This is a genomic window from Rhizobacter fulvus (assembly GCF_964020785.1).
In genome coordinates, this window is sequence record NZ_OZ224516.1 from 5,188,209 (window position 1) to 5,211,610 (window position 23,402).

Below are 23,402 nucleotides of genomic sequence, written 5' to 3' on the forward strand. Positions count from 1 at the left end.
TCCTTCCTTGTTGTCAGCGCCCGCCGCGCCAGGCCTGGGTCCGGCGGTTGACCCACCAGCCGAGCGCGATGAACAGCAGGGTCACCAGCGTCGAGCCGGCGGTGATCAGCACCGCGCAGGCGGCGGCGGCACCGGCCTCGCCGGCCTCGTCGAGGTTGAGGATCGCGATCGACGCGACCTTGGTGCTCGGCGAATAGAGGAACACCACCGCCGAGATCGTCGTCATCGCGTTGATGAAGAAGTAGCGTGCGATGTCGAGCAGCGTCGGCGTGCAGATCGGCAACGTGACGCGCCAGAAGGTCTTGAAGAACGGCACCTTCAGCGACGCCGACACGGATTCGAACTCGGTGTCCAGCGCCTTCAACGCCGTCACGGCCGTCAGGTGGCCCGTCGTGTAGAAGTGGACGATCGTGCACAGCACCAGCAACGGCAGCGTCTGGTACAGGCCGTTCAACGGATTGCCCGGCAGGTTGAAGAAGAAGATGTAGCCCAGGCCTAGCACCAGCCCGGGCACCGCCATCGGCAGCATCGCGAGCAACCGCACGACCGGGCGCAGCGCGTCCATGCCGCGCGTCTTCTCGAGCATGTAGGCGCCGACGAACACCAGGATCGTGCCGAAGAACGCCGTGCCGGCCGCGAGCTTCAGGCTGTTGACGAAGGCGTCGCCGACCTCGGCATCGACCAGCCCCATCGTGTAGTGGGTCAGCGTCGGCGCGAGGTTGTAGGGCCAGAAGCTCGCGAACGACGCGAACACCGCCATGCCGAGCATCGCGAGCATCAACGCGGCGATCAGCAGGGCGAAGACCAGCATCGCGACGTCGAAGCCGCGCGCCGGCTTCGGCCGGTATGGCACGGCGCGGGCCGACAGCATCGCGGTCTGCTTGCGGCTGATGGTCCAGTCGACGACGAAGGTGAGCACTGCCGGCGTCAGCAGCAGCAGGCCGACGACCGCGCCGCGCTGGAAATCCTGCTGGCCGATCACCAGCTTGAACACGTCGGTGGCGAGCATGTTGAAGTTGCCGCCGATCACCTTCGGGATGCCGAAGTCGGTCATCACAAGCGTGAAGCTGACCAGCGCCGCCGAGATCAGCCCGTACTTCGCGCCCGGCAGCGTGATCGTGAAGAACTTGCGCCGCGTGCCGGTGCCCAGCGCGTCGGCCGCTTCGTACAGCCGCGCGTCGGCCAGCGACAGCGCCGTGACCAGGATCATCAGCGCGTGCGGGAACGCCGCGAAGCACTCGGCCGCGACGACACCCGGCGCGCCGTAGATCTCGTTGAACCCGAACGCCTGGATGAAGCCGCGCACCAGGCCCTGGTTGCCGAACCAGTAGATCAGCGACAGCGCCGACAGCAGCGAAGGCGCCAGCAGCGGCACCAGCGCGATCGTCCGCAGCGTGCCTTTCAGCGGGATGCAGCTGCGCGTCAGCGCATACGCAAACGTGAAGGCCAGCGGCACCGTGATCGCGGTGACGAGCAGCGAGACCCACACGCTGTTCCACAGCGAGGTCAGCAGCGACGGTGTCGCCAGGTAGCTGGTGAAATTGACGAGGCCGACAAAGGCGCCCTGCGGGTCCAGCAGCGACTTGACCAGGATGCTCGCCAGCGGCAACGCCAGGAACACCACCAGCGCCAGCACGATCGCGAACAGCAGCGCGTGCGCGATGCGGTCGGTCCAGTGCGCGCGCTGGCGCAGCGCGGCGGTGCTGGGCGGCGACGGCAAGGCGACGGTGGACATGAAGGCGGCAGCTCGGCGCGGCGGGGCTTCAGAAGAAGCGCATGCGCTCCGGCATCACCCGCAGCGGCAGCCGGCTGCCGACCTCGAGGCCCTGCTCGGCGAGGTAGTTCAGCGACAGGTAGACCGTCAACGGCTGCGGCCCGATCTCGGCGGCGCGCACGCTGACATGGCAGTACGAGCCGAGAAACTCGATCTTCTCGATCGACGCCTCGAACACGTTGGCGTCGCCGGCCGCGATCGGCCGCGCCAGCACGTCCTCGGGCCGAAGATAGACCTTGACGTCGCGCGCCGCATCCGCATCGAGCGTGCACTCGAACCGGCTCGCGCCAATCTGCAGTGCCCGACCCGGGTGCAAACGGCCCGGCAGCACGTTGATCTTGCCGACGAAATCGGCGACGAAGGGCGTGGCCGGGTCGCGGTAGACCTGCATCGGCGTGCCGACCTGCTCGATCACGCCGTGATTCATCACGACGATCCGGTCGGCCACCGACAGCGCCTCCTCCTGGTCGTGCGTGACCATGATGGTGGTCACGCCGAGCTGGTTCTGCAGCGCCCGGATCTCCTGGCGCAGCCGCACCCGCTCCAGCGCATCGAGCGCGGACAGCGGCTCGTCGAGCAGCAGCAGCCCCGGCTTGGTGGCGAGCGCGCGTGCGAGCGCGATCCGCTGCTGCTGGCCGCCCGACAGCTGCGCCGGATACTTCGGCCCGCTGCCGGGCAGGCCGACGAGCTTGAGCAGTTCCTCGACCCGCTTCGCGATCTCGGCCCGCGGCTGCTTGCGGTTGACCAGGCCATAGGCGACGTTGTCGGCCACCGTCAGGTTCGGGAACAGCGCGTACGACTGGAAGACGATGCCGTAGTCGCGCTGCGCCGGCGGCAGCACCGAGATGTCCCGGCCCGCCTGGACGATGCGGCCGGCCGTCTGCGTCTCGAGCCCCGCGATGATTCGCAGCAGCGTCGTCTTGCCGCAGCCCGAGGGACCGAGGAAGCAGACGAACTCGCCCTTCGCGATCGCGAGGTCGACGTCACGCAGCGCCTGGAACGAACCGAAGTTCTTCCGGATGCCCTCCAGGCGCAGGTACTCGCTCATCGAGCCGCTTACTTCTTCGGCTCGGACTTCGCGTCGTAGCGCTTGTTCCACTCGGCCAACACCCGTTCGCGGTTCGACGCGGTGGTCGCGAAGTCCATCTTCACCAGGCGCTTCTCGTAGTCGGCCGGCACGTTCTTCAGTGGTTCGGCCACGCCCGGGACCGCGGTGATCGCGAAGTTCTTGCCATACAGCTTCATCGCGTCCTTGCTCGAGGCCCAGTCGGCGAGCTTCTTCGCGGCGTCGAGCTTCTTGGTGCCGGCGTGGATCGCGAACGCCTCCAGGTCCCAGCCGAGGCCTTCCTTCGGGAACACCAGGTCGATCGGCGCGCCCTTGGCCTTGTTGGTGTTGCCGCGGTACTCGAACGAGATGCCCATCACGTACTCGCCGGTGGCCGCCATGTTGCAGGGCTTGGAGCCCGAATGGGTGTACTGCGCGATGTTCTCGTGCAACGCGTCCATGAACTTCCAGCCGCCGCCCTTGCCGTTGTCGTCTCCCCAGAGCGTGAGCCAGGCGGACACGTCGAAGAAGCCGGTGCCCGACGAGGCCGGGTTCGGCATCACGATCTGGCCCTTGTAGATCGGCTTGGTCATGTCCTTCCAGGTCTCGGGCTTGGGGAGGCCCTTCTTCTGCGCCTCGACGGTGTTGAAGCAGACGGTCGCGCCCCACACGTCCATGCCGAACCAGGCCGGCGGGCTCTTCTTGTCGCGGTACTGGCTCATGATCGCGTCGAGATTCAGCGGCGCGTACGGGATCAGCATCTTGTTCGTGTCCAGCAGCGCCAGGCTCGACGCCGCCACGCCCATCACGACGTCGGCCTGCGGATTGGCCTTCTCGGCCAGCAGCTTCGCGGTGATCACGCCGGTCGAGTCGCGCACCCACTTGATCTCGATGTCGGGGTTCACCTTGGTGAACCCGGCCTCGTAGGCTTTCAACTGATCGGTTTCGAGCGCGGTGTAGACCGTGAGTTGCGTCTTCTGCGCGAACGCGCCGGTGCCGGCGAGCAGCGCCAGCGCAGCGAGCACCGGCTTGATGGAACCCAGATTCATGCGGAACTCCTGACGAAGAGGAAGCGTGGATGAAACGAACCGGTTTGCAAGCCGCGTGCCCGTCGAGAGGGACGACCCCACGATGCTGGCAGGGCAGTCTAGGGGGGCACTCAAACCGTCGTCAACTGTTTCCTGAAAATTGTTGACAATAAACAGTCACTGTCATCTACTCGTCACCCATGAGCACTACCGTCGTGCCCCATCCGACCATCACGCTGCTGCAAACGAGTTCCCTCACGAGCGTCGTGCAAGGCGAGCTCGAGCGAATGATCCTGTCCGGCGAACTGGCCCCCGGCGCCAAGCTGACCGAGATGGCCCTGGCCGCGCGCCTGGGCGTCTCGCGCGGGCCGCTGCGCGAGGCGTTCCGCATGCTCGAGGAAGCCGGTCTGGTGCGCACCGAAAAGAACCGCGGCGTCTTCGTGCGCGACATCCCGATCCACGAAGCGGTCGAAATCTTCGACCTGCGCGCCGCGATGGACGAACTGGTCGGCCGCCGCCTCGCCGAGAACATCAGCCCGGTGCAGCTGAAGGAAGTTCGCGGCCTGGTCGACCAGATGGAGCAGGCGGTCAAGGCCAAGGACGCGTACCACTACCACCTGCTGAACCTGAAATTCCACGACCGCCTGGTCGAACTGGCGGGCAACAGCAAGCTGACCGCGATCTATCGCAAGCTGATCAAGGAGCTGAGCCTGTTCCGCCGCCTGAACCTGGCCGACGGCTGGTTGATGCCGATCTCCGCCAGTGAGCACCGGCAGATCGTCAAGGCGATTGCCTCGGGCGATGCCGAAGCGGCCGGTCGCGCGATGTTCGACCACGTGATCGAAAGCAAGGAACGCACGATCAAGAACAACCTGCGCCAGCAGCAGCATGCGCGCGCGCTGGAGAAAGCCCCCACATGATCCTCAACGTCAACAACCGAAACTACGCCACGCCGAAGCTTCCGACCGTCGTCGTCTGTGTCGACGGCTGCGAGCCCGAATACCTGGCCCAGGCAGTCGCGCACGGCCGCATGCCGTGGTTGAAGCGCGTGCTCGACGAAGGCACCGCGCTGATCGCCGATTGCGTGATCCCGAGCTTCACGAACCCGAACAACCTGTCGATCGTGACCGGTGCCCCGCCCTCGGTGCACGGCATCTGCGGCAACTACCTGTACGACGTCGCGACCGACACCGAGGTCATGATGAACGACCCGAAGTGGCTGCGCGCGCCGACGCTGCTGGCCACGCTGGCCGAGGCCGGCGCGTCGGTGGCGGTCGTCACCGCGAAGGACAAGCTGCGCAAGCTGCTCGGCCACCAGATGACCGGCATCTGCTTCTCGGCGGAGAAAGCCGACGAGGTCTCGCTGGCCGAGAACGGCATCGCGGACGTGCTCGGGCTGGTTGGCAAGCCGGTGCCGTCGGTGTACAGCGCGGACCTGTCGGAGTTCGTGTTCGCCGCGGGCGTGAAGCTGATGCAGCAGGCGAAGCGGCCGGACGTGATGTACCTCTCGACCACCGACTACGTACAGCACAAGCACGCGCCCGGCACCGACGGCGCGGACGCGTTCTACGCGATGATGGATTCGTACCTCGGCGAGCTCGACGCGCTCGGCTGCGTGATCGCGCTGACCGCGGACCACGGCATGAACGCGAAGACCGCGATGGACGCGCAGCCGGACGTGATCTACCTGCAGGACGTGCTCGATGGCTGGCTCGGCGCCTCGAAGGCGCGCGTGATCCTGCCGATCACCGACCCGTACGTGGTTCACCACGGTGCGCTCGGCTCCTTCGCGACGGTGTACCTCCCCGCAGGCGTCGATCAAGCGCCGCTGGTGAAGCGCCTGGCCGCGCAGCGCGGCATGGAATCGGTGCTGACCCGGGCCGAGGCGGCCGAGCGCTTCGAACTGCCGGCCGATCGCATCGGCGACATCGTCGTCGTCTCCGAACGCTCCACCGTCATCGGCACCGCGGCGGCGCGCCACGACCTCAGTGCGCTCGACGCACCGCTGCGCTCGCACGGCGGCGTATCCGAGCAACGCATTCCTCTCATCCTGAACCGCAAGATCGACGGACTGGACATGAATCACCGCTGGCGCAACTTCGACGCCTTCGATCTCGCACTCAACCACGCGCAATGACCATGACCGACACCACCCAGAACTGGGGCATGCGGATCGCCGGCGAGAAGGTCGGCATGGACCGCACCGGCGACCGCTGCATCGAGGTCCTCAACCCGTACACCAACGCCTGCATCGGCAGCGTGCCGAAGGCGACGCTGGCGGAAGTGCAGAACACCTTCGCGATCGCCCACGCCTACAAGCCGAAGCTCACCCGTTTCGAGCGCGCGAATATCCTGAACAAGACCGCCGTGCTGGTGCGCGAACGCACCGCGCAGGTCGCCGCGTTGATCAGCGCCGAGTCCGGCCTGTGCATGAAGGACGCGACCTACGAAGCCGGCCGCGTCGCCGACGTGCTGGTCTTCGGCGCGAACGAGTGCCTGAAGGACGACGGCCAGATCTTCTCGTGCGACCTGACTCCGCACGGCAAGAAGCGCCGCGTCTACACCCAGCGCGACCCGCTGCTCGGCGTCATCACCGCGATCACGCCGTTCAACCACCCGATGAACCAGGTCGCGCACAAGGTGGTGCCGTCGATCGCGACCAACAACCGGATGGTGCTGAAGCCCTCCGAGAAGGTGCCGTTGTCCGCCCTGCTCTTCGCCGACCTGCTCTACGAGGCGGGGCTGCCGCCGGAGATGCTCTCGGTCGTGACCGGCGACCCGCGCGAGATCGCCGACGAGCTGATCACGAACCCGCTGGTCGATCTGGTCACCTTCACCGGTGGCGTCGCGATCGGCAAGTACATCGCCGCCAAGGCCGGCTACAAGCGCATGGTGCTCGAGCTCGGCGGCAACGATCCGATCATCGTGATGGAAGACGCCGATCTCGACGAAGCCTCGACGCTCGCGGTGCAGGGCTCGTACAAGAACTCCGGCCAGCGCTGCACCGCGGTCAAGCGCATGCTGGTGCACGAAGCGGTGGTCGGGCGTTTCACCGACTTCGTGGTCGAGAAGACGAAGGCCTGGAGCTTCGGGGACCCGAGCGATGCGAAGGTCGAGATGGGCACGGTGATCGACGAAGAGGCGGCGCGCCTGTTCGAGTCGCGTGTCGACGAAGCGGTTTCGCAGGGCGCCCGGCTGCTGGTCGGCAACAAGCGCCAGGGTGCGCTGTATGCGCCGACCGTCCTCGACCGCGTGCGGCCCGAGATGACCGTCGCGCTGCAGGAGACCTTCGGCCCGGTCTCTCCGATCATCACGTTCGCGACCATCGACGAGGCGATCAGGATTTCCAACGGCACGGCCTACGGCCTGTCATCGGCCGTCTGCACCAACAGGCTCGACTACATCTCGCGCTTCGTCTCCGAACTGCAGGTCGGCACGGTCAACGTCCGTGAGGTGCCTGGCTACCGACTCGAATTGACGCCGTTCGGCGGCATCAAGGACTCGGGCCTCGGGTACAAGGAAGGCGTGCAGGAAGCGATCAAGAGCTTCACCAACACCAAGACCTATTCCCTGCCCTGGGTCTGACCCCAGAAAGGCTTTCCCGACCCGATGATCCATCTGCTGAACCTGCTGGCCGCGATCGCCCTGCTCGTCTGGGGCACGAACATCGTGCGCACCGGCGTGATCCGGATCTTCGGCGAGAACCTGCGCCGGGTACTGGCCAGCAGCCTGAGCAACCGCGCCAAGTCGATGCTGGCCGGCCTGGCGGTCACCGGGCTGGTGCAGTCCAGCACGGCCACCGCGGTGATCATCTCGTCGTTCGTCGGCAGCGGGCTGGTCGGCATGGCCGCCGGCCTCGCGGTGATGCTCGGCGCGGAGATCGGCACCAGCCTGATGGCGGTCGTGTTCTCGTTCGACCTGTCGTGGCTGTCGCCACTGCTGATCTTCACCGGCGTGGTGCTGTTCATCTCGAACGAGAAGAGCACCTGGGGCCGTGCCGGGCAGGTGGCGATCGGCTTCGGCCTGATCACGCTCGCGCTGCAGCTGATCGTCGCGGCCACGCAGCCGATGATCGCGTCGCCGGTGATCCGCGGCCTGATCGTCGGGCTGCCGAACGACGTGTTCCTCGACATCATCGTCGGCGCGCTGCTGACGATGGCGTGCTACTCCAGCCTCGCGTTCGTGCTGCTGACGGCCACGCTGGCCGCATCGGGCATCCTGCCGGTCACGGTCGCGCTCGGCCTGGTGCTGGGCGCCAACATCGGCAGCGGCATCCTCGCGATGCTGACGAGCTCCGGCCCGCCGGTGCTGCGCCTGCGCCTGCCGCTCGGCAGCCTGCTGTTCAAGCTGGCCGGCTGCGCCATCGCCATTCCGCTGCTGCCGCAGGTGCACGTGCTGCTGCAGGAATACATCCCGAGCGTGCACGCGCAGGTGATCGCGTTCCACCTCGGCTTCAATGTGATCCGCGCGCTGCTGTTCATCGGCCTGACCGGCCCGATGGCGCGCTGGGTCGAGAAGCTGCTGCCGGCACCGCCGGCAGCGGTTGGCTCGACGCGCCCGCGCCACCTCGACCCGTCCGCGCTGCAGACGCCGTCGCTCGCGATCAGCTGCGCCGCGCGCGAGGCGTTGCACCAGGCCGACGTGGTCGAGACCATGATGCACGGCATCCTGCCGGTGCTGCGCGACAACGACCTCGTGCTGGCGGAGCAGCTGCGCAACATGGACGACACGGTCGACCAGCTCTACTCGGCGATCAAGTTCTACCTGACGCAGATCTCGCGCGAGGCGCTGTCCGAGGACGAAGGCCGGCGCTGGACCGACATCGTCTCGTTCACGATCAACATGGAGCAGATCGGCGACATCATCGAGCGCGTGATCCAGGACATCGAGGACAAGAAGATCCGCAAGAACCGTCGATTCTCCGATGCCGGCATGGCCGAGATCGTCCATCTGCACGAGCGCCTGACCGCGAACCTGCGGCTGGGCATGAGCGTGTTCCTCGACGGCCACGTGCGCGACGCCAAGAAGCTGCTCGAGGAAAAGGCGCGCTTTCGCGACCTGGAGCACGAGTACGCCGCCAGCCACATCGCCCGGCTGCAGGACAACACGGCCCAGAGCATCGAGACCAGCTCGCTGCACATCGACCTGATCAGCGACCTGAAACGCATCAACTCGCACATCTGCTCGATCGCCTACCCGATCCTGGAATCGGCCGGCGCGCTGACCAAGACCCGCATCCGCAATTCGCAGCACGGTGCGCTGAGCGGCCCAGAAACCCCCATCCGCTGAACGCCGCCACGCCATGATCAGCCTCGACGATATCGCCCTGCTCTTCGCGCGCCACGGCGCCAGCCAGTACAGCGGCGAGCCGGTCACCCAGCTCGAGCACGCGCTCCAGACCGCGCACCTGGCCGAGCAATCCGGCGCCGACGATGCGCTGGTCACGGCCTGCCTGCTGCACGACCTGGGGCACCTGCTGAACGACCAGGGCGACACGCCATCGCTGCGCGGCATCGACGACACGCACCAGTACTACGCGCTGCCGTTCCTGCGCGGGCTGTTCCCGGATGCCGTGCTCGACGCGATCAAGCTGCATGTCGACGCGAAGCGTTATCTGTGCCAGGCCAACCCGGGCTACTACGCGAAGCTGTCGGACGACTCGAAGCGCAGCCTCGCGTTGCAGGGTGGCGTGTTCGGCGCCGAGCAGGCCGCCGCGTTCGTCGAGCAGCCCGGCGCGCGCGACGCGGTGATGCTGCGGCAGTGGGACGACCTGGCGAAGCAGGCCGACCTGGTCACGCCGCCGCTCGCGCATTTCCTCGAACGCGCGGCCCGCTGCTCGCTGGCGCCGGCCCACGCCAGCGCATCCCACGCCTGATGGCCTTGACCTGGCCGATCGTCGCCGCCGTCCTGTGCGCGGCGCTGCTCCACGCCTCGTGGAACGCGTTGATCAAGTCCGGCACCGACAAGGCGCTGGACACCGCGCTGGTCCACTTCCTCGGTGCGCTGATCGCGCTGCCCCTCATGCTCTGGATCGGCCTGCCGCCGCGCAGCGCCTGGCCGTTCATCGCGGCGTCGCTGGTGATCCACATCGGCTACTACATCGCGCTGGTCGGTGCGTACCAGCACGGTGAGCTGGGCCTGACCTACCCGATCATGCGCGGCTTCGCGCCGATGCTCGTCGCGCTGGCCAGCAGCGCATTCATCGGCGAGGCGCCATCGCTGGTGGCGTGGCTGGGCATCGTCGGCATCACGCTGGGCGTGGCGCTGGTCGGCCTTGCGCACCCGGGTGAGGCGCTGCACCACCGCAAGGCGTTGATGTTCGCGTTCGCGAACGCCGCGATCATCGCGACCTACACGGTGGTCGACGGCCGCGGCGTGCGCGAGAGCGTCGTGGACGACCACGGTGCCATCCGCTACGTGCTGACGCTGTTCGTGCTCGACGGCATCGCGTATCCGCTGCTGGTCTGGCTGCGGCGCAGCGCGCAGGGCCGGCGCGAGATCGTCACCTACGCGCGCCAGCGCTGGCCGGTCGCGGCGCTCGGCGGCAGCGCGTCGATCGGCGCCTACGGCATCGCGCTGTGGGCGATGACGCGCGCGCCGGTCGCCTCGGTCGCTGCGCTGCGCGAGACCTCGGTGCTGTTCGCCGCACTGATCGGCACCGTGTGGCTGAAGGAGCGCTTCGGCCTGCAACGTGCCATCGGCACCGGCGTGATCGTGGCCGGCGTGATGGCGCTTCGCTTCGGATAGGAGTTCGACATGACCACCCTGCCCTCCCACGCCCGCATCGTCGTCGTCGGCGGCGGCATCGCCGGCTGCTCGACGGCCTACCACCTGAGCCTGATGGGCGAGCGCGACGTGGTGCTGCTCGAACAGGGCAAGCTGACCTGCGGCACCACCTGGCACGCCGCCGGGCTGGTCGGGCAGATGCGCCCCAACCGCAACATGACGCAGATGAGCAAGTACGGCATCGAGCTCTATTCGACGCTCGAGGCCGAGACCGGCCTGGCGACCGGCTGGAAGCAGTGCGGCAGCGTCAACGTCGCCGCGACGCCGGAGCGGATGAAGGTGCTGCGCAAGCAGGCCGCGCTGGCGCGCAGCTTCGGCGTCGAGGTCGAGGTGATCGACGCGCAGCGTGCCGGCGAGCTCTACCCCTTGCTGCGCACCGACGACCTCGAGGGCGGTTTGTGGATTCCCGGCGACGGCAAGGCGAACCCGGCGGACCTGACGATGTCGCTCGCCAAGGGCGCGCGCAACCGCGGCGTGAAGATCGTCGAGGACATCGAGGTCATCGGCGTGCTGACCGAGAACGGCCGCGTCGCCGGCGTGCGCACGACCCAGGGCGATGTTCTCTGCGAGGTCCTGGTGAACTGCGCCGGCCAGTGGGCGCGCCAGTTCGGCCGCCTGGCCGGTGTCAACGTGCCCCTGTACTCCGCCGAGCATTTCTACATCGTCACCGACCGGATCGACGGCGTGCACCCGATGCTGCCGGTGATGCGCGACCCGGATGGGTTCATCTACTACAAGGAAGAGGTCGGCGGGCTCGTGATGGGCGGCTTCGAGCCGCAGGCCAAGCCGTGGCGGATGGACCCGATCCCGAGCACGTTCCAGTTCCAGCTGCTCGGCGAGGACTGGGACCAGTTCGAGATCCTGATGACGAACGCGATCCACCGCACGCCGTGCCTCGAGACCGCGAAGGTGAAGATGCTGCTGAACGGCCCCGAGAGCTTCACGCCCGACGGCAACTTCATCCTCGGCGAGGCGCCGGAGCTGCGCAACTACTTCGTCGCGGCCGGCTTCAACTCCGCGGGCATCGCGAACTCCGGCGGCGCGGGCCGGCTGATCGCCGAATGGATCGTCGGCGGCGAAGCGCCGAGCGACCTGTGGGACGTGGACATCCGCCGCTTCGGCCCGTTCATGGCCAACCGGAAAGCGCTGGCCGAACGCACCGGCGAGACGCTGGGCCTGCACTACGCGATGCGCTGGCCGCGCCAGGAGCTCGAGACCGCGCGCCCGCTGCGCACCTCGCCGCTCTACGACCTGCTGGCCGACAAGGGTGCGGTCTTCGGGAGCAAGAACGGCTGGGAGCGCGCCAACTACTTCAAACCCGCCGGCGCCCACCCCGCCGAGCCCGGGCTCGGCCGCCCGCAGTGGCTCGACTGGGTGATCGACGAGCAGCGCGCGACGCGCGAGGCGGTGGCGCTGTACGACCAGACCTCGTTCTCCAAGTTGCTGCTGCAGGGCCGCGATGCGCTCGCCGTGCTGCAACGCCTGTGCGCGAACGAGATCGACGTGCCGGTCGACAGGATGGTCTACACCGCGATGCTGAACGAGCGCGGCGGCTTCGAGAGCGACCTGACCGTGATCCGCACCGGGGCCGACCGCTTCATGATCGTCACCGGCTCGGCGCAGACCACGCGCGACCAGGACTGGATCAATCGCCACATCGGCGCGACCGAGCACGCGATGCTGACCGACGTCAGCGCGATGATCGCGGTGCTGTCGGTGATGGGCCCGAAGGCGCGCGAGTTGCTGGCGCGGGTGTCGCCGGACGACCTGTCGGCCGAGGCGCTGAAGTTCTCGCACAGCCGCGAGATCGATGTCGGCTTCGCCCGCGTGCGCGCGGCGCGCATGAGCTACGTCGGTGGTCCGGGCTTCGAGCTCTACGTGCCGATCGAGATGGCGCGCCACGTGTACCTCGCGCTGCACGAGGCGGGTGACGACCTGGGCCTGCGCGACGCCGGCTACTACGCACTCGACGCGCTGCGCATCGAGGCGGGCCGCCGCGCCTGGGGCGCCGAACTGGGGCCGGACGAGACGCCGTTCGAGGCGGGGCTGACCTTCGCGGTCAGCCTCGACAAGCCCACGGAGTTCGTAGGACGCAAGGCGTTGCTGCAGGCGCAGGGCCAGCCGCTTCGCAAGAGGCTCGTGACCGTCGTGCTCGACTCGGCCGCTCATTGCGCCTGGGGCGGCGAGCCGCTGCTGATCGACGGGCGGCCGGTCGGCGAACTGTCGTCGGTCGGCTGGAGCCCCAGGGCGAACGCCTGCGTCGCGCTGGGCTACGTGCGTGGCGAGGCAGCTCGGCGCCCGCACGCCGGCACGCGTGCGCAGGTCGATCTGTGGGGCGAAGCGATCGGTGCGACGGCCTGGGACACCTGGCCGCCGCGCGCCTGATCGCCGCCGTCAGTGGCGATTCGGGTTGTTCGGCCGGCGGTCGTGGCGGTTCGGCACGCCATCGCCATCACGGTCCCAGCCGCCGCGGCGCATCTGCCAGCGCTCGCCGCGCTGCACCCACTCGGGGCGGTGATAGACATAGCCCGGACGCTCGCGCATCCAGCTGCCGGCGACCCACACGTGGCGGCGCCCGTTCCAGTTCCAGTACCCCGGCGACCAGACGAAGCCGGGCCGCGCCACCGGCACGCCTTCGGTGCGCAATGGCGGCGGCGACACCCTGACAAGGACGTCGGCCTGGGCCGGCAGCGCCGAGACGCCGAGCAGTGCCGCGAGCGCGGCGGCATAGACAGTGGTCTTGATGTTCACGGTGCAGCTCCTTGAAGCATGGGACTGAAGTCTCGACGCGGCCCGGGCACCTTCTCGTCGGCAAACCGGAGAGCGTCATGTCAGTCAACGTGCCAGGCCGCCGCGCGATGGCGCTGGCGCCTGCGAAGCTTTGCAAAGTTGCCCTATACGCTACAGGCAGCGCTGCAGTTCGAGCCAGCGCATCAGCAGCGCCGCGGCCTCGACGGTGAAGGCGTCGGACTTCAGGCGCGCGATCAGCTCGGCGATCGTCAGGCACTCGAAGCGCGCGACTTCGCCATCGCGGTTCTCGGGCACCACGCCATGCGGAACGACGGCGTCGAACAGTTCGATGTGCTCGACCATGTAGCCATCGGAGACCGGGCGGCGCACGGTCAATCGGCCGCGTGGCTGCAAATGCGGCAAGGCGGCGATGCGCAAGCCGGCTTCTTCCCAGGTCTCGCGTTCGAGCGTCGTCGCGTCGGACTCGCCGGCCGCCTGCAGGCCGCCCATCAGCGTGTCCCACTGGCCCGGGTCGATGGCCTTGTCGAGCGCGCGCTGCTGCACCCAGACGCCGCCGTCGGGCGTCTGCCCGACCAGGTGCACCGCGTGGGTGGTGATGCCCAGCGGGCGCACGGCCGCGCGCTCGATGCGGGCACGCGGCATGTCGTGCTGATCGGTCACGGTCAACAGCTCGTCCCGCCAGCCGGTGACCACGCGTTCGGCATGCAGCCAGGCTGCGATGCGCGCCAATGCGGCGTCGGCGGACGCGGCGTCGCCGGCGGCAACGCACACGCCCGCTTCGGACGCGCGGACCGGCAGCCCGGCGGCCACCAGGCGCTGCGCGAGCGCCGGCTCGACCGAGCCGATGCACTCGCCCGGGACCCCCAGCCAGAGCGGCGCGCGGGCCCGTGCGGGCGGCACGTCGACGCGGGCGCGCAGGCGGCGCCAGAATTCGTCGGCGGCGCCGTCGCGGGTCATGACGGAACGGCGGGCGGGTCGGGCAGCAGCGCGAGCAGCGCCGCCTCGTCGATCACGGTGATGCCGAGTTCGGTCGCCTTGTCGAGCTTGCTGCCCGCCTCGGCGCCGGCGACGACGACGCTCGTCTTCTTCGAGACCGAGCCGCTGACCTTGCCGCCCGCCGCTTCGATGCGGTCCTTCGCCTCGTCGCGGCTCAGCGTCGGCAGCGTGCCGGTCAGCACGAAGGTCTGGCCGAGCAGCGGCTTGGGCGCGTTGTCGGCCGTGCCGTCGTCTTCCTTCCACGTGATGCCGCAGGCGCGCAGCTGCTCGACGATCTCGCGGTTGTGGGGCTGCGCGAAGAAGGTGTGGATGCTGTGGGCCACGATCGGGCCGACGTCGCTCACTTCCAGCAGCTGCGGCTCGCTGGCATCGAGCACGCGGTCGAGCTGGCCGAAATGCCGGGCCAGGTCCTTCGCGGTGGTCTCGCCGACATGGCGGATGCCCAGCGCATACAGGAAGCGGGCGAGCGTGGTCTGCTTGCTCTTCTCGAGCCCCTCGACCAGGTTCTGCGCGCTCTTGTCGGCCATGCGCTCGAGCGCAGCGAGGTTCGCGACGCCGAGCTTGTACAGCTCGGGCAGCGTGCGCACGATGCCGGCATCGACGAGCTGATCGACCAGCTTGTCGCCCAGCCCCTCGACGTCCATCGCCCGCCGCCCGGCGAAATGCAGGATCGCCTGCTTGCGCTGCGCGGGGCAGAACAGGCCGCCCGAGCAGCGCCAGTCGACCTCGCCCTCCTCGCGCGTGATCTCGCTGCCGCAGACGGGGCACTTGCCGCCGAGCCGCTGGTACAGGTCGAACGGCTGCGCGTCGGGCGGGCGCTTCTCGATGATCGAACCGACGACCTCCGGGATCACGTCGCCGGCGCGTCGCACGATCACGGTGTCGCCGATCCGCACGTCCTTGCGGTCGATCTCGTCCTGGTTGTGCAGCGTCGCGTTGCTGACCGTCGTGCCACCGACGAACACCGGCTGCAGCTTGGCGACCGGCGTCAGCTTGCCGGTGCGGCCGACCTGCACGTCGATGTCGTGCAGCAGCGTCGTCTGCTCCTGCGCCGGGTACTTGTGCGCGACGGCCCAGCGCGGCTCGCGCGACTTGAAGCCGAGCTGCTCCTGCTGCGCGCGGTCGTCGAGCTTGTAGACGACGCCGTCGATGTCGAACGGCAGCGCGTCGCGCTTCGCGGCGATCTCCCGGTGGAACCGGATCAAGCCCTCGGCGCCATGCTCGACGCGGCTGTCGTCGTTGACCGGCAGGCCCATCTTGCGGAACGCGGCGGCGAGCGCGTGCTGGGTAGCCGGCACGTCCCAGCCGACGACCTCGCCGAGCGCATAGGCAAAGAAGCTCAGCGGCCGCTTGGCCGCCTTGCCGGCATCGAGCTGGCGGACCACGCCGGCCGCGGCGTTGCGCGGGTTGACGAAGGTCTTCTCGCCCTTCGCGCCGCCTTCGATCAGTTTGCGCTGGCGCTCGTTCAGCGCCTCGAAATCGTCGCGCCGCATGAACACCTCGCCGCGCACCTCGATCACGGTGGCGGCCAGGGCCGCGGCGCCGCGCAGCCGCTTCGGCACGGTCGGGATCATGCGCACGGTGTGGGTCACGTCCTCGCCGGTCTCGCCGTCGCCGCGGGTGGCGGCCTGCACCAGTTCGCCGCGCTCGTAACGCAGGTTGATCGCCAGCCCGTCGAACTTGAGCTCGGCGTGGTAGGCGAGCGGCGGCGCGTCGTCCGCCAGCGCGAGGGCCTTGCGCACCCGCGCGTCGAACTTCTCGGCACCGGCCGGCGTGGTGTCGGTCTCGGTGTGGATCGACAGCATCGGCACCGCGTGCCGCACCGGCGCCAGGCCCTCGAGCACGGCGCCGATCACGCGCTGGGTCGGCGAGTCGGGCGTCACCAGGTCGGGGTGCGCGGCCTCGATCGCCTGAAGTTCCTGGAACAGCTTGTCGTACTCGGCGTCCGGGATCTGCGGCGCATCCAGCGTGTAGTAGAGGTGCGCGTGGTGCTGCAGTTCCTTGCGCAGCGCCACGGCGCGCTTGGCGGGGTCGTGATCGGGCATGGCCCGAAGTTTAGTCAGGTCACGCGCGTTCGCCGGCCTGTTCAGCTGAACAGGCGCCGCGCGGCGGGCGAACCGGCCGCCAGGTCGCGCGCTTCGAGCGCGGCGTAGAGCTGGCCGAGCTCGCTGCCGATCGCGGCGAAGCTCTCGGTGCCGAGCTCGCGGCCGTGGTCGTCGACGATCACCGCGTCCATGCTCTCGGCCAGCGCCTGTGCGCTCGCCTGCCAGGCGTCGAAGGGCTGGGCCGACGGGTCGGTCTGCGGCACGTCGAAGCTCAGCGTGACCTCGCGCACCGCGGCGACGTTCGGGTCATCCGCCAGCGCAGCCTGCGAATCGAAGGTCAACGTCAGCTTTGGCGGCGCGCCCTCTTCCGCACCGGGCATCACGAGTCGGCCCGGCACGACGCCGGGCACGAAGCCGTGGCGGCTGGCGTGCTGCTGGATGTAGCCGATGCTCCACGCCGCGGCGCGCGAGCGCAACTGCACCGCGAGTTGCGCGTCGTGCGCGCTGGCGAAGTGGTCGAGTTCGCGGGCGGCGGCGACGGCTTCGAGCATGTCGGGGAAGTCGGGCATCGCGCCGATCGCGTCGGCGAACGCCTGCACCTTCTGCACGAATTCGGAATACTCGATCTCGTTGAGCGCACCGGTGCGGTTGGCCAGCTGCACGCCGGCCTGGAACTCGCCGTAGCGCTGGCTGCTGGCCGGGAATTCCCACTCGCCGGTCTCGCTGTTCAGGCCTTCGATGCCGAACGGCTTGCCGCCCGCGCGGCGCGTGGGGGGTACGTGCGCGAGGGCCTGCGTGCCGGCGATCGGCGCTTCGACCGCGAGCGTCGCGATCGAATCGATCAGCGCGTCCAGGCGCGGGATCGTGCGGCGGTTGGCCCGGCGCTCGGCGTGCGCGGACAGATCGGCGATGGCGGCGGCGGCCGCGTCACCGGCATCGGCGTCGAACGGCGGCTCCTCGCCACCCATCACCGGCTCGCGCGGCTCCACGCGCTCGGGCACGCGCTCGGCGCGCTTCGGGTCGGCGCGCCGCGCCTGCCACGCACCATGCGCGATCACGCCGGCCAGCACGACGCCGCCCAGCGAGGCGAGCGCAATCGTCAGAGTGTTGCTCATGCTGCTTCCGCGAGAGACACGGCGGCGTCCATGTCCACCGTCACGATGCGCGAGACGCCCTGCTCCTGCATCGTCACGCCGATCAGCTGCTCGGCCATCTCCATCGCGATCTTGTTGTGGCTGATGAACAGGAACTGCGTCCCCTGCGCCATCTGCTTGACGAGCTTGGCGTAGCGCTCGGTGTTGGCGTCGTCGAGCGGCGCGTCGACCTCGTCGAGCAAGCAGAACGGCGCCGGGTTCAGCTGGAAGATCGCGAAGACGAGCGCGATCGCGGTCAGCGCCTTCTCGCCGCCCGACAGCAGGTGGATCGTGCTGTTCTTCTTGCCCGGCGGCTGCGCCATCACCTGCACGCCGGCGTCGAGGATCTCGTCGCCGGTCATCACGAGCTTCGCGTTGCCGCCGCCGAACAGCTCCGGGAACATGCGGCCGAAGTGGGTGTTGACCTGGTCGAAGGTGCTCGCGAGCAGGTCGCGGGTTTCGAGGTCGATCTTGTGGATCGCGTCTTCCAGCGTCGTCATCGCCTCGACCAGGTCGGCGTTCTGCGCATCGAGGAAGGTCTTGCGCTCGCGCGATGCGGTCAGCTCGTCGAGCGCGGCCAGGTTGACCGCGCCGAGTGCATTGATCTCGCGGTTGATGCGGTCGATCTCGCCTTGCAGGCCGGTGAGCTTGACGCCGTCCGTCTCGATGCCGGCCGCGAGCGCCTCGAAGTCGACGTTCGCTGCCACGAGCTGGTCGAGGTACTGGGCGCCGCCGAGCTGCGCGGCCTGCTCTTCCAGCTGCAGCTTGGTGATGCGGTCACGCAGCGGCTGCAGGCTCTGCTCGTGTTGCAGGCGCTGTTCGTCGGCGCGGCGCAGGCGCATCGTCAGGTCGTCGTACTCGCTGCGCTTGGCGCCGAGCGCGGCCTCGCGCTCGAGCTTCAGCGCAAGTGCTTCCTGCAGGCCGGCCTGGGCCGAGGCGTCGGTCAGCCGCACCAGTTCTTCCTGCAGCGACGCGTGCGCCTGCTGGTTGCCGGCGAGTTGTTCGGCCGCGGTCTCGATGCCGCGCTGCAGCTCGCCGCGGCGCGCCGCCAGCGCCCGCGCGGCGAACTGCGCCTCCTGCGACTGGCGCTCCAGCGCGCGCAACTGCTCGCGCGCTTCGGCGAGCTTGCGCTCGGCGGCGATCACCGCGTCGTCGAGTTCCGCGTGGCGCTCCTGCGTGGTCGCGAGCTGCATGTCGAGCTCCTCGAAGCGGGCCTCGCCGGTCGCGCCGCGCTCGGCCAGGTCCTCGAGCTGCGCGTCGATCTCGGCGAGTTCTTCGTCGAGCTGCCCGCGACGGGTGCTGGTCTGTTCGGCCAGCTGCGACAGGCGCATCAGCTCGACCTGCAACTGATGGGCACGGGTCTGCGTCTCACCGGCGTCGCGGCGGGCGAGAACCAGGCGCTGCGAGGCCTCGGTGTAGCTGGCTTCGGCCCGCACCAGGCTGCTGCGCGCCTCCTCGGCGATGAGTACCTGGGCGCGCAGCTGGCGCTCCAGGTTCTCGATCTCCTGCGCGCGTGCCAGCATCCCCGCCTGCTCGGAATCGGGCGCGTAGAACGCGACGGCGAACTGGCTGACCGCATGGCCGTCGCGGGTCATGATGACCTCGCCGTGCGTGAGCTTCGCGCGCTCGGCCAGCGCCTCGTCGATGGTCGCGGCGGTGTAGACGCCTTCGAGCCAGTCGTTCAGCAGCGCCTTCAGGCCGGCGTCGCTCAGCCGCAGGAGGTCGCTGAGCTTGGACAGCGTCTGGTGCGTGTTCGAGATCGCGGCGTTCGGTGGCGTGTAGAACGCGAGCTTGGCCGGCGGCGCGTCGTTCGCGAACGCGCGGATCGTCTCCAGGCGGCCGACTTCGAGCGCGCCCATGCGCTCGCGCAGCGCGGCCTCGAGCGCCGTCTCCCAGCCCGATTCGATGTGGATCTTCGTCCACAGGCCCTGCAGCGAATCGAGGCCGTGCTTGGCCAACCAGGGCTTGAGCTTGCCCTCGGTCTGCACCTTCTCCTGCAGCGCGCGCAGCGCGTCGAGGCGGGCGCTCAGGTCGGCCTGCTTGCCGCTCTCGGTGTTGACGCTGTCCTGCTTCTCGCGCCGCTCCTCGTCGAGCGCCGGCACGTGGTCGTTCAGCTCGTGCAGCCGCGCATCGGCCACGCCGGCGGCCTCGTCGGCGACGGCGTGCTGCTGCTTCAGCTCGGCGAGACGATCGACGTCCGGCGCGGCCAGCTGGTTGCGCTCGGCGGCGAGCTTGTCGCGCCGCGCGTTGAACTGGCGCTTCTGGTCGTCGAGGTTGCGGCTCTCGGCCGCCAGCACCTGGATCTGCTGCTGCACCGCGCCGACCTTGGTGCGCTGCTCGTTGCTGGCGTTCTGCGCCGCGCGCACCGCGTCCTCGAACGTCGGCAGGTTGCCGGACTGCTCCTCGGCCTGCGCGGCCAGCACCTCGCCCTGCTCGTCCGCGGTGGCGATCTGCTCGGCGATGCGCTCCAGCTCGGCCTGCGCCTCGCTCTGGCGCAGCGTCCACTGCTCGTTCTGCGCGCCCAGCTCGACCAGCCGCTGCTCGACGCGGGCCCGGCCCTCCACCACGTAGCGGATGCGCTCCTCGAGCCGGCTGACTTCGAGCGCCGCTTCGGCCAGCGCGCCCTGGTGCGTGTGCAACTCGTCGCTGGCGGCGTAGTGCGCCTGGCGGATCGTCTCGAGCTCGGCCTCGCCGTGGCGCAGCTCGGCGGTGCGCGCCTCGAGCGCGTTGATCGCTTCGGCCACCTGCTTCTTGACCCGCGCCTCCTCGCTCGCCGCGTCGCGGTGCTTCAGGAACCACAGCTGGTGCAGCTTGGTCTCGCCGCTGGTCTGCAGCGCGCGGTACTGGCTCGCGACCTCGGCCTGCTTTTCCAGCTTGTCGAGGTTGCTGTTCAGTTCGCGCAGGATGTCTTCGACGCGGGTCAGGTTCTCGCGCGTGTCCTTCAGCCGGTTCTCGGTCTCGCGGCGGCGCTCCTTGTACTTGGAGACGCCGGCGGCTTCTTCGAGGAACAGGCGCAGTTCCTCGGGCTTGCTCTCGATGATGCGGCTGATCGTTCCCTGGCCGATGATCGCGTAGGCGCGCGGGCCCAGGCCGGTGCCGAGGAACACGTCCTGCACGTCGCGGCGGCGCACCGGCTGGTTGTTGATGAAGTAGCTGCTGGTGCCGTCGCGGGTCAGCACGCGCTTGACGGCGATCTCGGCGAAGCGGTTCCATTGCCCGCCGGCGCGCCCGTCCTCGTTGCTGAAGACCAGCTCGACGCTGGAGCGCGACGCCGGCTTGCGGTTGCCCGAGCCGTTGAAGATCACGTCCTGCATCGACTCGCCGCGCAGCTCGCTCGCCTTGCTCTCCCCCAGCACCCAGCGCACCGCGTCCATGATGTTGGACTTGCCGCAGCCGTTCGGCCCGACGACGCCGACCAGCTGGCCCGGCAGCTGGAAGTTGGTCGGCTCCGCGAACGACTTGAAACCGGAAAGCTTGATCGAATTCAGGCGCATCTTGGGACCACGTGAAGCGGGCGGCGGGTTGGCGCCTAAGTGCTTGATTTATTTGAGAAAAGCCTGCAGGACGCAGGCTTCGGAGCAGTCCGGATGATAGCATTCGACGCTTGTCTCAAAGCTCTCGAAAAGTCACCGACATGGCCAAGACCGCCACCCCGAAAACCGCGCCGTCGCAACGCCGGAAGCCCGCGAATCCGCCCAGTGCGCCGAGCAAGGAACTGCAGGTGTTTCCGAACCCGACGCCGCAGCGCGACTACGTGATCCAGTTTCAGATCCCCGAGTTCACCTGCCACTGCCCGCTGACCGGCCAGCCGGACTTCGCGCACATCACGATCGACATGGTCGCCGACCGGCTCTGCGTCGAGCTGAAGAGCCTGAAGATGTACATGTGGAGCTACCGCAACGAAGGCGCGTTCCACGAGAAGGTCACCAACGACATCGTCGACGACATCGTCCGGGCCACCGACCCGCGCTTCATCCGCATCACCGCCAAGTGGTACGTGCGGGGTGGCATCTACACCAACGTGGTGGCCGAGCACCGCAAGAAGGGGTGGACGCCCGAGCCAGTCGTTCAACTCCCTCGCCACGACGCGGCGACCGGGTTGCTGTAGCCTGAACGCATGACTTATTGCGTTGGCGTCAAGCTCGAAAGCGGTCTGATCCTGGCGAGTGATTCGCGCACCCACGCGGGTGTCGACAACTACGCCAAGTTCTGCAAGATGACGGTGTTCGAGCGCGCAGGAGACCGCGTGCTGGTGCTGCTCAGCTCGGGCGGGCTCGCCGCCACGCAGGCCGCGATCGGGCTGCTGCGCAAGCGTGCGGGGCCGGATGAGACCGGCGGCGTCTGGGGGGCTTCGTCGATGTTCGACGTCGCCAATCTCGTGGCCGACGCGATGCGCGACATCGAGCGGCGCGACGGCCCGCACATGGAAAGCAGCGGCCTCAAGTTCAACGCGTCGTTCATCCTCGGCGGACAGATCGGCGGCGAGGCGCCGCGGCTGTTCCGCATCTACGCCGAAGGCAACTTCATCGAGGCCGGCGCCGAGACCTGCTTCCTGCAGACCGGCGAGGCCAAGTACGGCAAGCCGATCCTGGACCTGGCGATCACCCCGACCGCGACGATGGACGACGCGACCAAGTGCGTGCTCGTGTCCTTCGATTCGACCATGCTGAGCAACCTGTCGGTCGGCATGCCCATCGATCTGCTGTGTTACGAGAATGATCGGTTGACCGTGACGATGAAGCGCCGTTTCGAGTACGGCGACGAGTACTTCGAGGTGCTGAAGAAGCAGTGGGTCAGCGGCACCCGCAAGGTCTTCCGCGAACTGCCGCCGCTCGCCTGGTGACTACACGGCGTTCCCGCAGCTGTCGACCTCGTACGTCGTCACCTCGAACCGCGTCAGCTGGTTCTGGCCGAAGGCCATGGTGATGGGCACATCGCCGGCGTCGCGGCCGCGGGCCATCACCACGCGGCCGATGCGCGGCACGTTGTGGCGGGCGTCGAAGGTGTGCCAGCGGTCGCCCAAGAAGACCTCGAACCAGGCGCTGAAGTCCATCGGGTAGCGCACCGGCGGGATGCCGATGTCGCCCAGATAGCCGGTGCAGTAGCGCGCCGGGATGTTCATGCAGCGGCACAGCGTGACGGCCAGGTGCGTGTAGTCCCGGCACACGCCGACCTGCTCGCGGAAGCCCTCGACGGCCGTGCGGGTCGAGCGGGCCTGCTGGTAATCGAAGCGGATGTGGTGATGCACGAAATCGCAGATCGCCTGCACCCGCGGCCAGCCCTTGGCGGTGTGGCCGAATTGGTTCCATGCGAACTGCAGCAGTTCGCTGTCGACCTCGCAGTAGCGGCTGGGCAGCAGGAACTGCAGCGTGGCGGGCGGCAGGTCGGTCGGGTCGTGCTGCCAGGCGTACCAGTCGGTCGGGTCGTGCAAACCGGAGTCCTGGATCACCGATTCGCTGCGAAACCTCACACGGTCGACGCCGTACGGCGCGTTGACGCGGCCCACCTGGTTGCCGAACGCGTCGAGGTATTCCTCCACCTCGAGCGTGGGACTGATCTCGACGATCTCGGGCGCCATCAGGTCGTCGCGCCGCGACGGGTGGACGTGCAGCAGATAGATGATCGCCATCGGCGAGGCGACCGACAGCTCGATGTCGAAGCCGATCTTGATGAACATGGGTCAGATGATCCGGGGAAAGGATATGGCCGAGCGGTCGCGTACGCGCACGATCGACAGAGGGTTGGACATACGGTAAGTCCGCCCGGCCCACCGCGTCAGCGGCGAACCGGCCGCTCGCAGGCGTGGAACGGCGCGCCCGGCCGTAGTCGGCTTCCTACGCACGA

General features: G+C 68.6%; 18 protein-coding genes. 9 read left to right on the forward strand and 9 right to left on the reverse strand.

Annotation, left to right across the window (positions count from 1 at the left end; all coding sequences use genetic code 11):
• Positions 1-13 precede the first annotated feature (13 nt).
• Genes ACWH49_RS24575 through ACWH49_RS24585 form a run of 3 tightly spaced genes read right to left on the reverse strand, consistent with a single transcriptional unit; the run spans position 14 to position 3,868 of the window.
• A complete protein-coding gene (locus ACWH49_RS24575) occupies positions 14-1,735 on the reverse strand; it encodes a putative 2-aminoethylphosphonate ABC transporter permease subunit (protein ID WP_448173822.1) in 1,722 nt (573 codons plus the stop codon).
• Positions 1,736-1,763: 28 nt separating this feature from the next.
• Entirely contained in the window at positions 1,764-2,822 is a 1,059-nt protein-coding gene (locus ACWH49_RS24580; protein WP_448173823.1) for a putative 2-aminoethylphosphonate ABC transporter ATP-binding protein, read from the reverse strand.
• Between the two features lie 8 nt (positions 2,823-2,830).
• Positions 2,831-3,868: a putative 2-aminoethylphosphonate ABC transporter substrate-binding protein gene (locus tag ACWH49_RS24585; protein ID WP_448173824.1), complete on the reverse strand. Its 1,038-nt coding sequence runs from the start codon at positions 3,866-3,868 to the stop codon at positions 2,831-2,833.
• A 179-nt stretch (positions 3,869-4,047) separates the two neighbouring features.
• Here ACWH49_RS24585 and ACWH49_RS24590 point away from each other — a divergent pair, with 179 nt between their 5' ends.
• From ACWH49_RS24590 to ACWH49_RS24620, 7 genes are read left to right on the forward strand one after another with little or no spacing between them, the layout of a single operon-like run.
• Positions 4,048-4,767: a phosphonate utilization associated transcriptional regulator gene (locus ACWH49_RS24590; protein WP_448173825.1), complete on the forward strand. Its 720-nt coding sequence runs from the start codon at positions 4,048-4,050 to the stop codon at positions 4,765-4,767.
• Positions 4,764-5,984, forward strand: a complete 1,221-nt coding sequence (phnA, locus tag ACWH49_RS24595) for a phosphonoacetate hydrolase (RefSeq protein ID WP_448173826.1) — start codon at positions 4,764-4,766, stop codon at positions 5,982-5,984. Before ACWH49_RS24590 ends, phnA begins: the two co-directional genes overlap by 4 nt.
• 29 nt (positions 5,985-6,013) lie before the next feature.
• Positions 6,014-7,432 (forward strand): phosphonoacetaldehyde dehydrogenase, encoded by a 1,419-nt coding sequence (phnY, locus tag ACWH49_RS24600; protein ID WP_448174395.1) that lies wholly within the window; start codon positions 6,014-6,016, stop codon positions 7,430-7,432.
• Positions 7,433-7,456: 24 nt separating this feature from the next.
• Positions 7,457-9,136: a Na/Pi cotransporter family protein gene (locus tag ACWH49_RS24605; RefSeq protein ID WP_448173827.1), complete on the forward strand. Its 1,680-nt coding sequence runs from the start codon at positions 7,457-7,459 to the stop codon at positions 9,134-9,136.
• A gap of 13 nt (positions 9,137-9,149) precedes the next feature.
• Positions 9,150-9,722, forward strand: a complete 573-nt coding sequence (locus ACWH49_RS24610) for a phosphonate degradation HD-domain oxygenase (RefSeq protein WP_448173828.1) — start codon at positions 9,150-9,152, stop codon at positions 9,720-9,722.
• The gene (locus tag ACWH49_RS24615) at positions 9,722-10,594 is read left to right on the forward strand and encodes an EamA family transporter (protein ID WP_448173829.1); all 873 of its coding nucleotides are present in this window, start codon (positions 9,722-9,724) and stop codon (positions 10,592-10,594) included. Before ACWH49_RS24610 ends, ACWH49_RS24615 begins: the two co-directional genes overlap by 1 nt.
• Before the next feature lie 9 nt (positions 10,595-10,603).
• Positions 10,604-13,018, forward strand: coding sequence for a GcvT family protein (locus tag ACWH49_RS24620; protein ID WP_448173830.1), 2,415 nt, complete (start codon positions 10,604-10,606; stop codon positions 13,016-13,018).
• Positions 13,019-13,027: 9 nt separating this feature from the next.
• Here ACWH49_RS24620 and ACWH49_RS24625 read toward each other — a convergent pair whose 3' ends face one another.
• The 5 genes from ACWH49_RS24625 to smc form a co-directional block, all read right to left on the reverse strand.
• Positions 13,028-13,384, reverse strand: a complete 357-nt coding sequence (locus ACWH49_RS24625) for a YXWGXW repeat-containing protein (RefSeq protein ID WP_448173831.1) — start codon at positions 13,382-13,384, stop codon at positions 13,028-13,030.
• A 150-nt stretch (positions 13,385-13,534) separates the two neighbouring features.
• Positions 13,535-14,341, reverse strand: coding sequence for an NUDIX hydrolase (locus ACWH49_RS24630; RefSeq protein ID WP_448173832.1), 807 nt, complete (start codon positions 14,339-14,341; stop codon positions 13,535-13,537).
• The gene (gene ligA, locus ACWH49_RS24635) at positions 14,338-16,425 is read right to left on the reverse strand and encodes an NAD-dependent DNA ligase LigA (RefSeq protein WP_448173833.1); all 2,088 of its coding nucleotides are present in this window, start codon (positions 16,423-16,425) and stop codon (positions 14,338-14,340) included. The genes ACWH49_RS24630 and ligA overlap by 4 nt, the downstream gene beginning before the upstream one ends.
• A 41-nt stretch (positions 16,426-16,466) precedes the next feature.
• Entirely contained in the window at positions 16,467-17,540 is a 1,074-nt protein-coding gene (locus ACWH49_RS24640; RefSeq protein WP_448173834.1) for a cell division protein FtsZ, read from the reverse strand.
• A complete protein-coding gene (smc, locus tag ACWH49_RS24645) occupies positions 17,537-21,052 on the reverse strand; it encodes a chromosome segregation protein SMC (protein ID WP_448173835.1) in 3,516 nt (1,171 codons plus the stop codon). Before smc ends, ACWH49_RS24640 begins: the two co-directional genes overlap by 4 nt.
• A 140-nt stretch (positions 21,053-21,192) precedes the next feature.
• On the opposite strand from smc, the gene queF reads away from it, so the two are divergent.
• Together queF and ACWH49_RS24655 are read left to right on the forward strand one after the other, a co-directional pair.
• Positions 21,193-21,666, forward strand: a complete 474-nt coding sequence (gene queF / locus ACWH49_RS24650) for a preQ(1) synthase (protein ID WP_448173836.1) — start codon at positions 21,193-21,195, stop codon at positions 21,664-21,666.
• 9 nt (positions 21,667-21,675) lie between these two features.
• Positions 21,676-22,401 carry a peptidase gene (locus tag ACWH49_RS24655; RefSeq protein ID WP_448173837.1) on the forward strand — a complete coding sequence of 242 codons (726 nt, stop codon included), beginning with the start codon at positions 21,676-21,678 and terminating at the stop codon, positions 22,399-22,401.
• On the opposite strand, the gene ACWH49_RS24660 is transcribed toward ACWH49_RS24655, so the two are convergent.
• Positions 22,402-23,235, reverse strand: a complete 834-nt coding sequence (locus ACWH49_RS24660; RefSeq protein ID WP_448173838.1) for a transglutaminase-like domain-containing protein — start codon at positions 23,233-23,235, stop codon at positions 22,402-22,404.
• Positions 23,236-23,402 lie beyond the last annotated feature (167 nt).

Excerpts from the sequence above, each read along its gene's own strand:
- ACWH49_RS24575 (WP_448173822.1), bottom strand. The coding sequence starts at position 1,735 with ATGTCCACCGTCGCCTTGCCGTCGCCGCCCAGCACCGCCGCGCTGCGC.
- ACWH49_RS24580 (WP_448173823.1), bottom strand. The coding sequence starts at position 2,822 with ATGAGCGAGTACCTGCGCCTGGAGGGCATCCGGAAGAACTTCGGTTCG.
- ACWH49_RS24585 (WP_448173824.1), bottom strand. The coding sequence starts at position 3,868 with ATGAATCTGGGTTCCATCAAGCCGGTGCTCGCTGCGCTGGCGCTGCTC.
- ACWH49_RS24590 (WP_448173825.1), top strand. The coding sequence starts at position 4,048 with ATGAGCACTACCGTCGTGCCCCATCCGACCATCACGCTGCTGCAAACG.
- phnA (WP_448173826.1), top strand. The coding sequence starts at position 4,764 with ATGATCCTCAACGTCAACAACCGAAACTACGCCACGCCGAAGCTTCCG.
- phnY (WP_448174395.1), top strand. The coding sequence starts at position 6,014 with ATGCGGATCGCCGGCGAGAAGGTCGGCATGGACCGCACCGGCGACCGC.
- ACWH49_RS24605 (WP_448173827.1), top strand. The coding sequence starts at position 7,457 with ATGATCCATCTGCTGAACCTGCTGGCCGCGATCGCCCTGCTCGTCTGG.
- ACWH49_RS24610 (WP_448173828.1), top strand. The coding sequence starts at position 9,150 with ATGATCAGCCTCGACGATATCGCCCTGCTCTTCGCGCGCCACGGCGCC.
- ACWH49_RS24615 (WP_448173829.1), top strand. The coding sequence starts at position 9,722 with ATGGCCTTGACCTGGCCGATCGTCGCCGCCGTCCTGTGCGCGGCGCTG.
- ACWH49_RS24620 (WP_448173830.1), top strand. The coding sequence starts at position 10,604 with ATGACCACCCTGCCCTCCCACGCCCGCATCGTCGTCGTCGGCGGCGGC.
- ACWH49_RS24630 (WP_448173832.1), bottom strand. The coding sequence starts at position 14,341 with ATGACCCGCGACGGCGCCGCCGACGAATTCTGGCGCCGCCTGCGCGCC.
- ligA (WP_448173833.1), bottom strand. The coding sequence starts at position 16,425 with ATGCCCGATCACGACCCCGCCAAGCGCGCCGTGGCGCTGCGCAAGGAA.
- ACWH49_RS24640 (WP_448173834.1), bottom strand. The coding sequence starts at position 17,540 with ATGAGCAACACTCTGACGATTGCGCTCGCCTCGCTGGGCGGCGTCGTG.
- smc (WP_448173835.1), bottom strand. The coding sequence starts at position 21,052 with ATGCGCCTGAATTCGATCAAGCTTTCCGGTTTCAAGTCGTTCGCGGAG.
- queF (WP_448173836.1), top strand. The coding sequence starts at position 21,193 with ATGGCCAAGACCGCCACCCCGAAAACCGCGCCGTCGCAACGCCGGAAG.
- ACWH49_RS24655 (WP_448173837.1), top strand. The coding sequence starts at position 21,676 with ATGACTTATTGCGTTGGCGTCAAGCTCGAAAGCGGTCTGATCCTGGCG.
- ACWH49_RS24660 (WP_448173838.1), bottom strand. The coding sequence starts at position 23,235 with ATGTTCATCAAGATCGGCTTCGACATCGAGCTGTCGGTCGCCTCGCCG.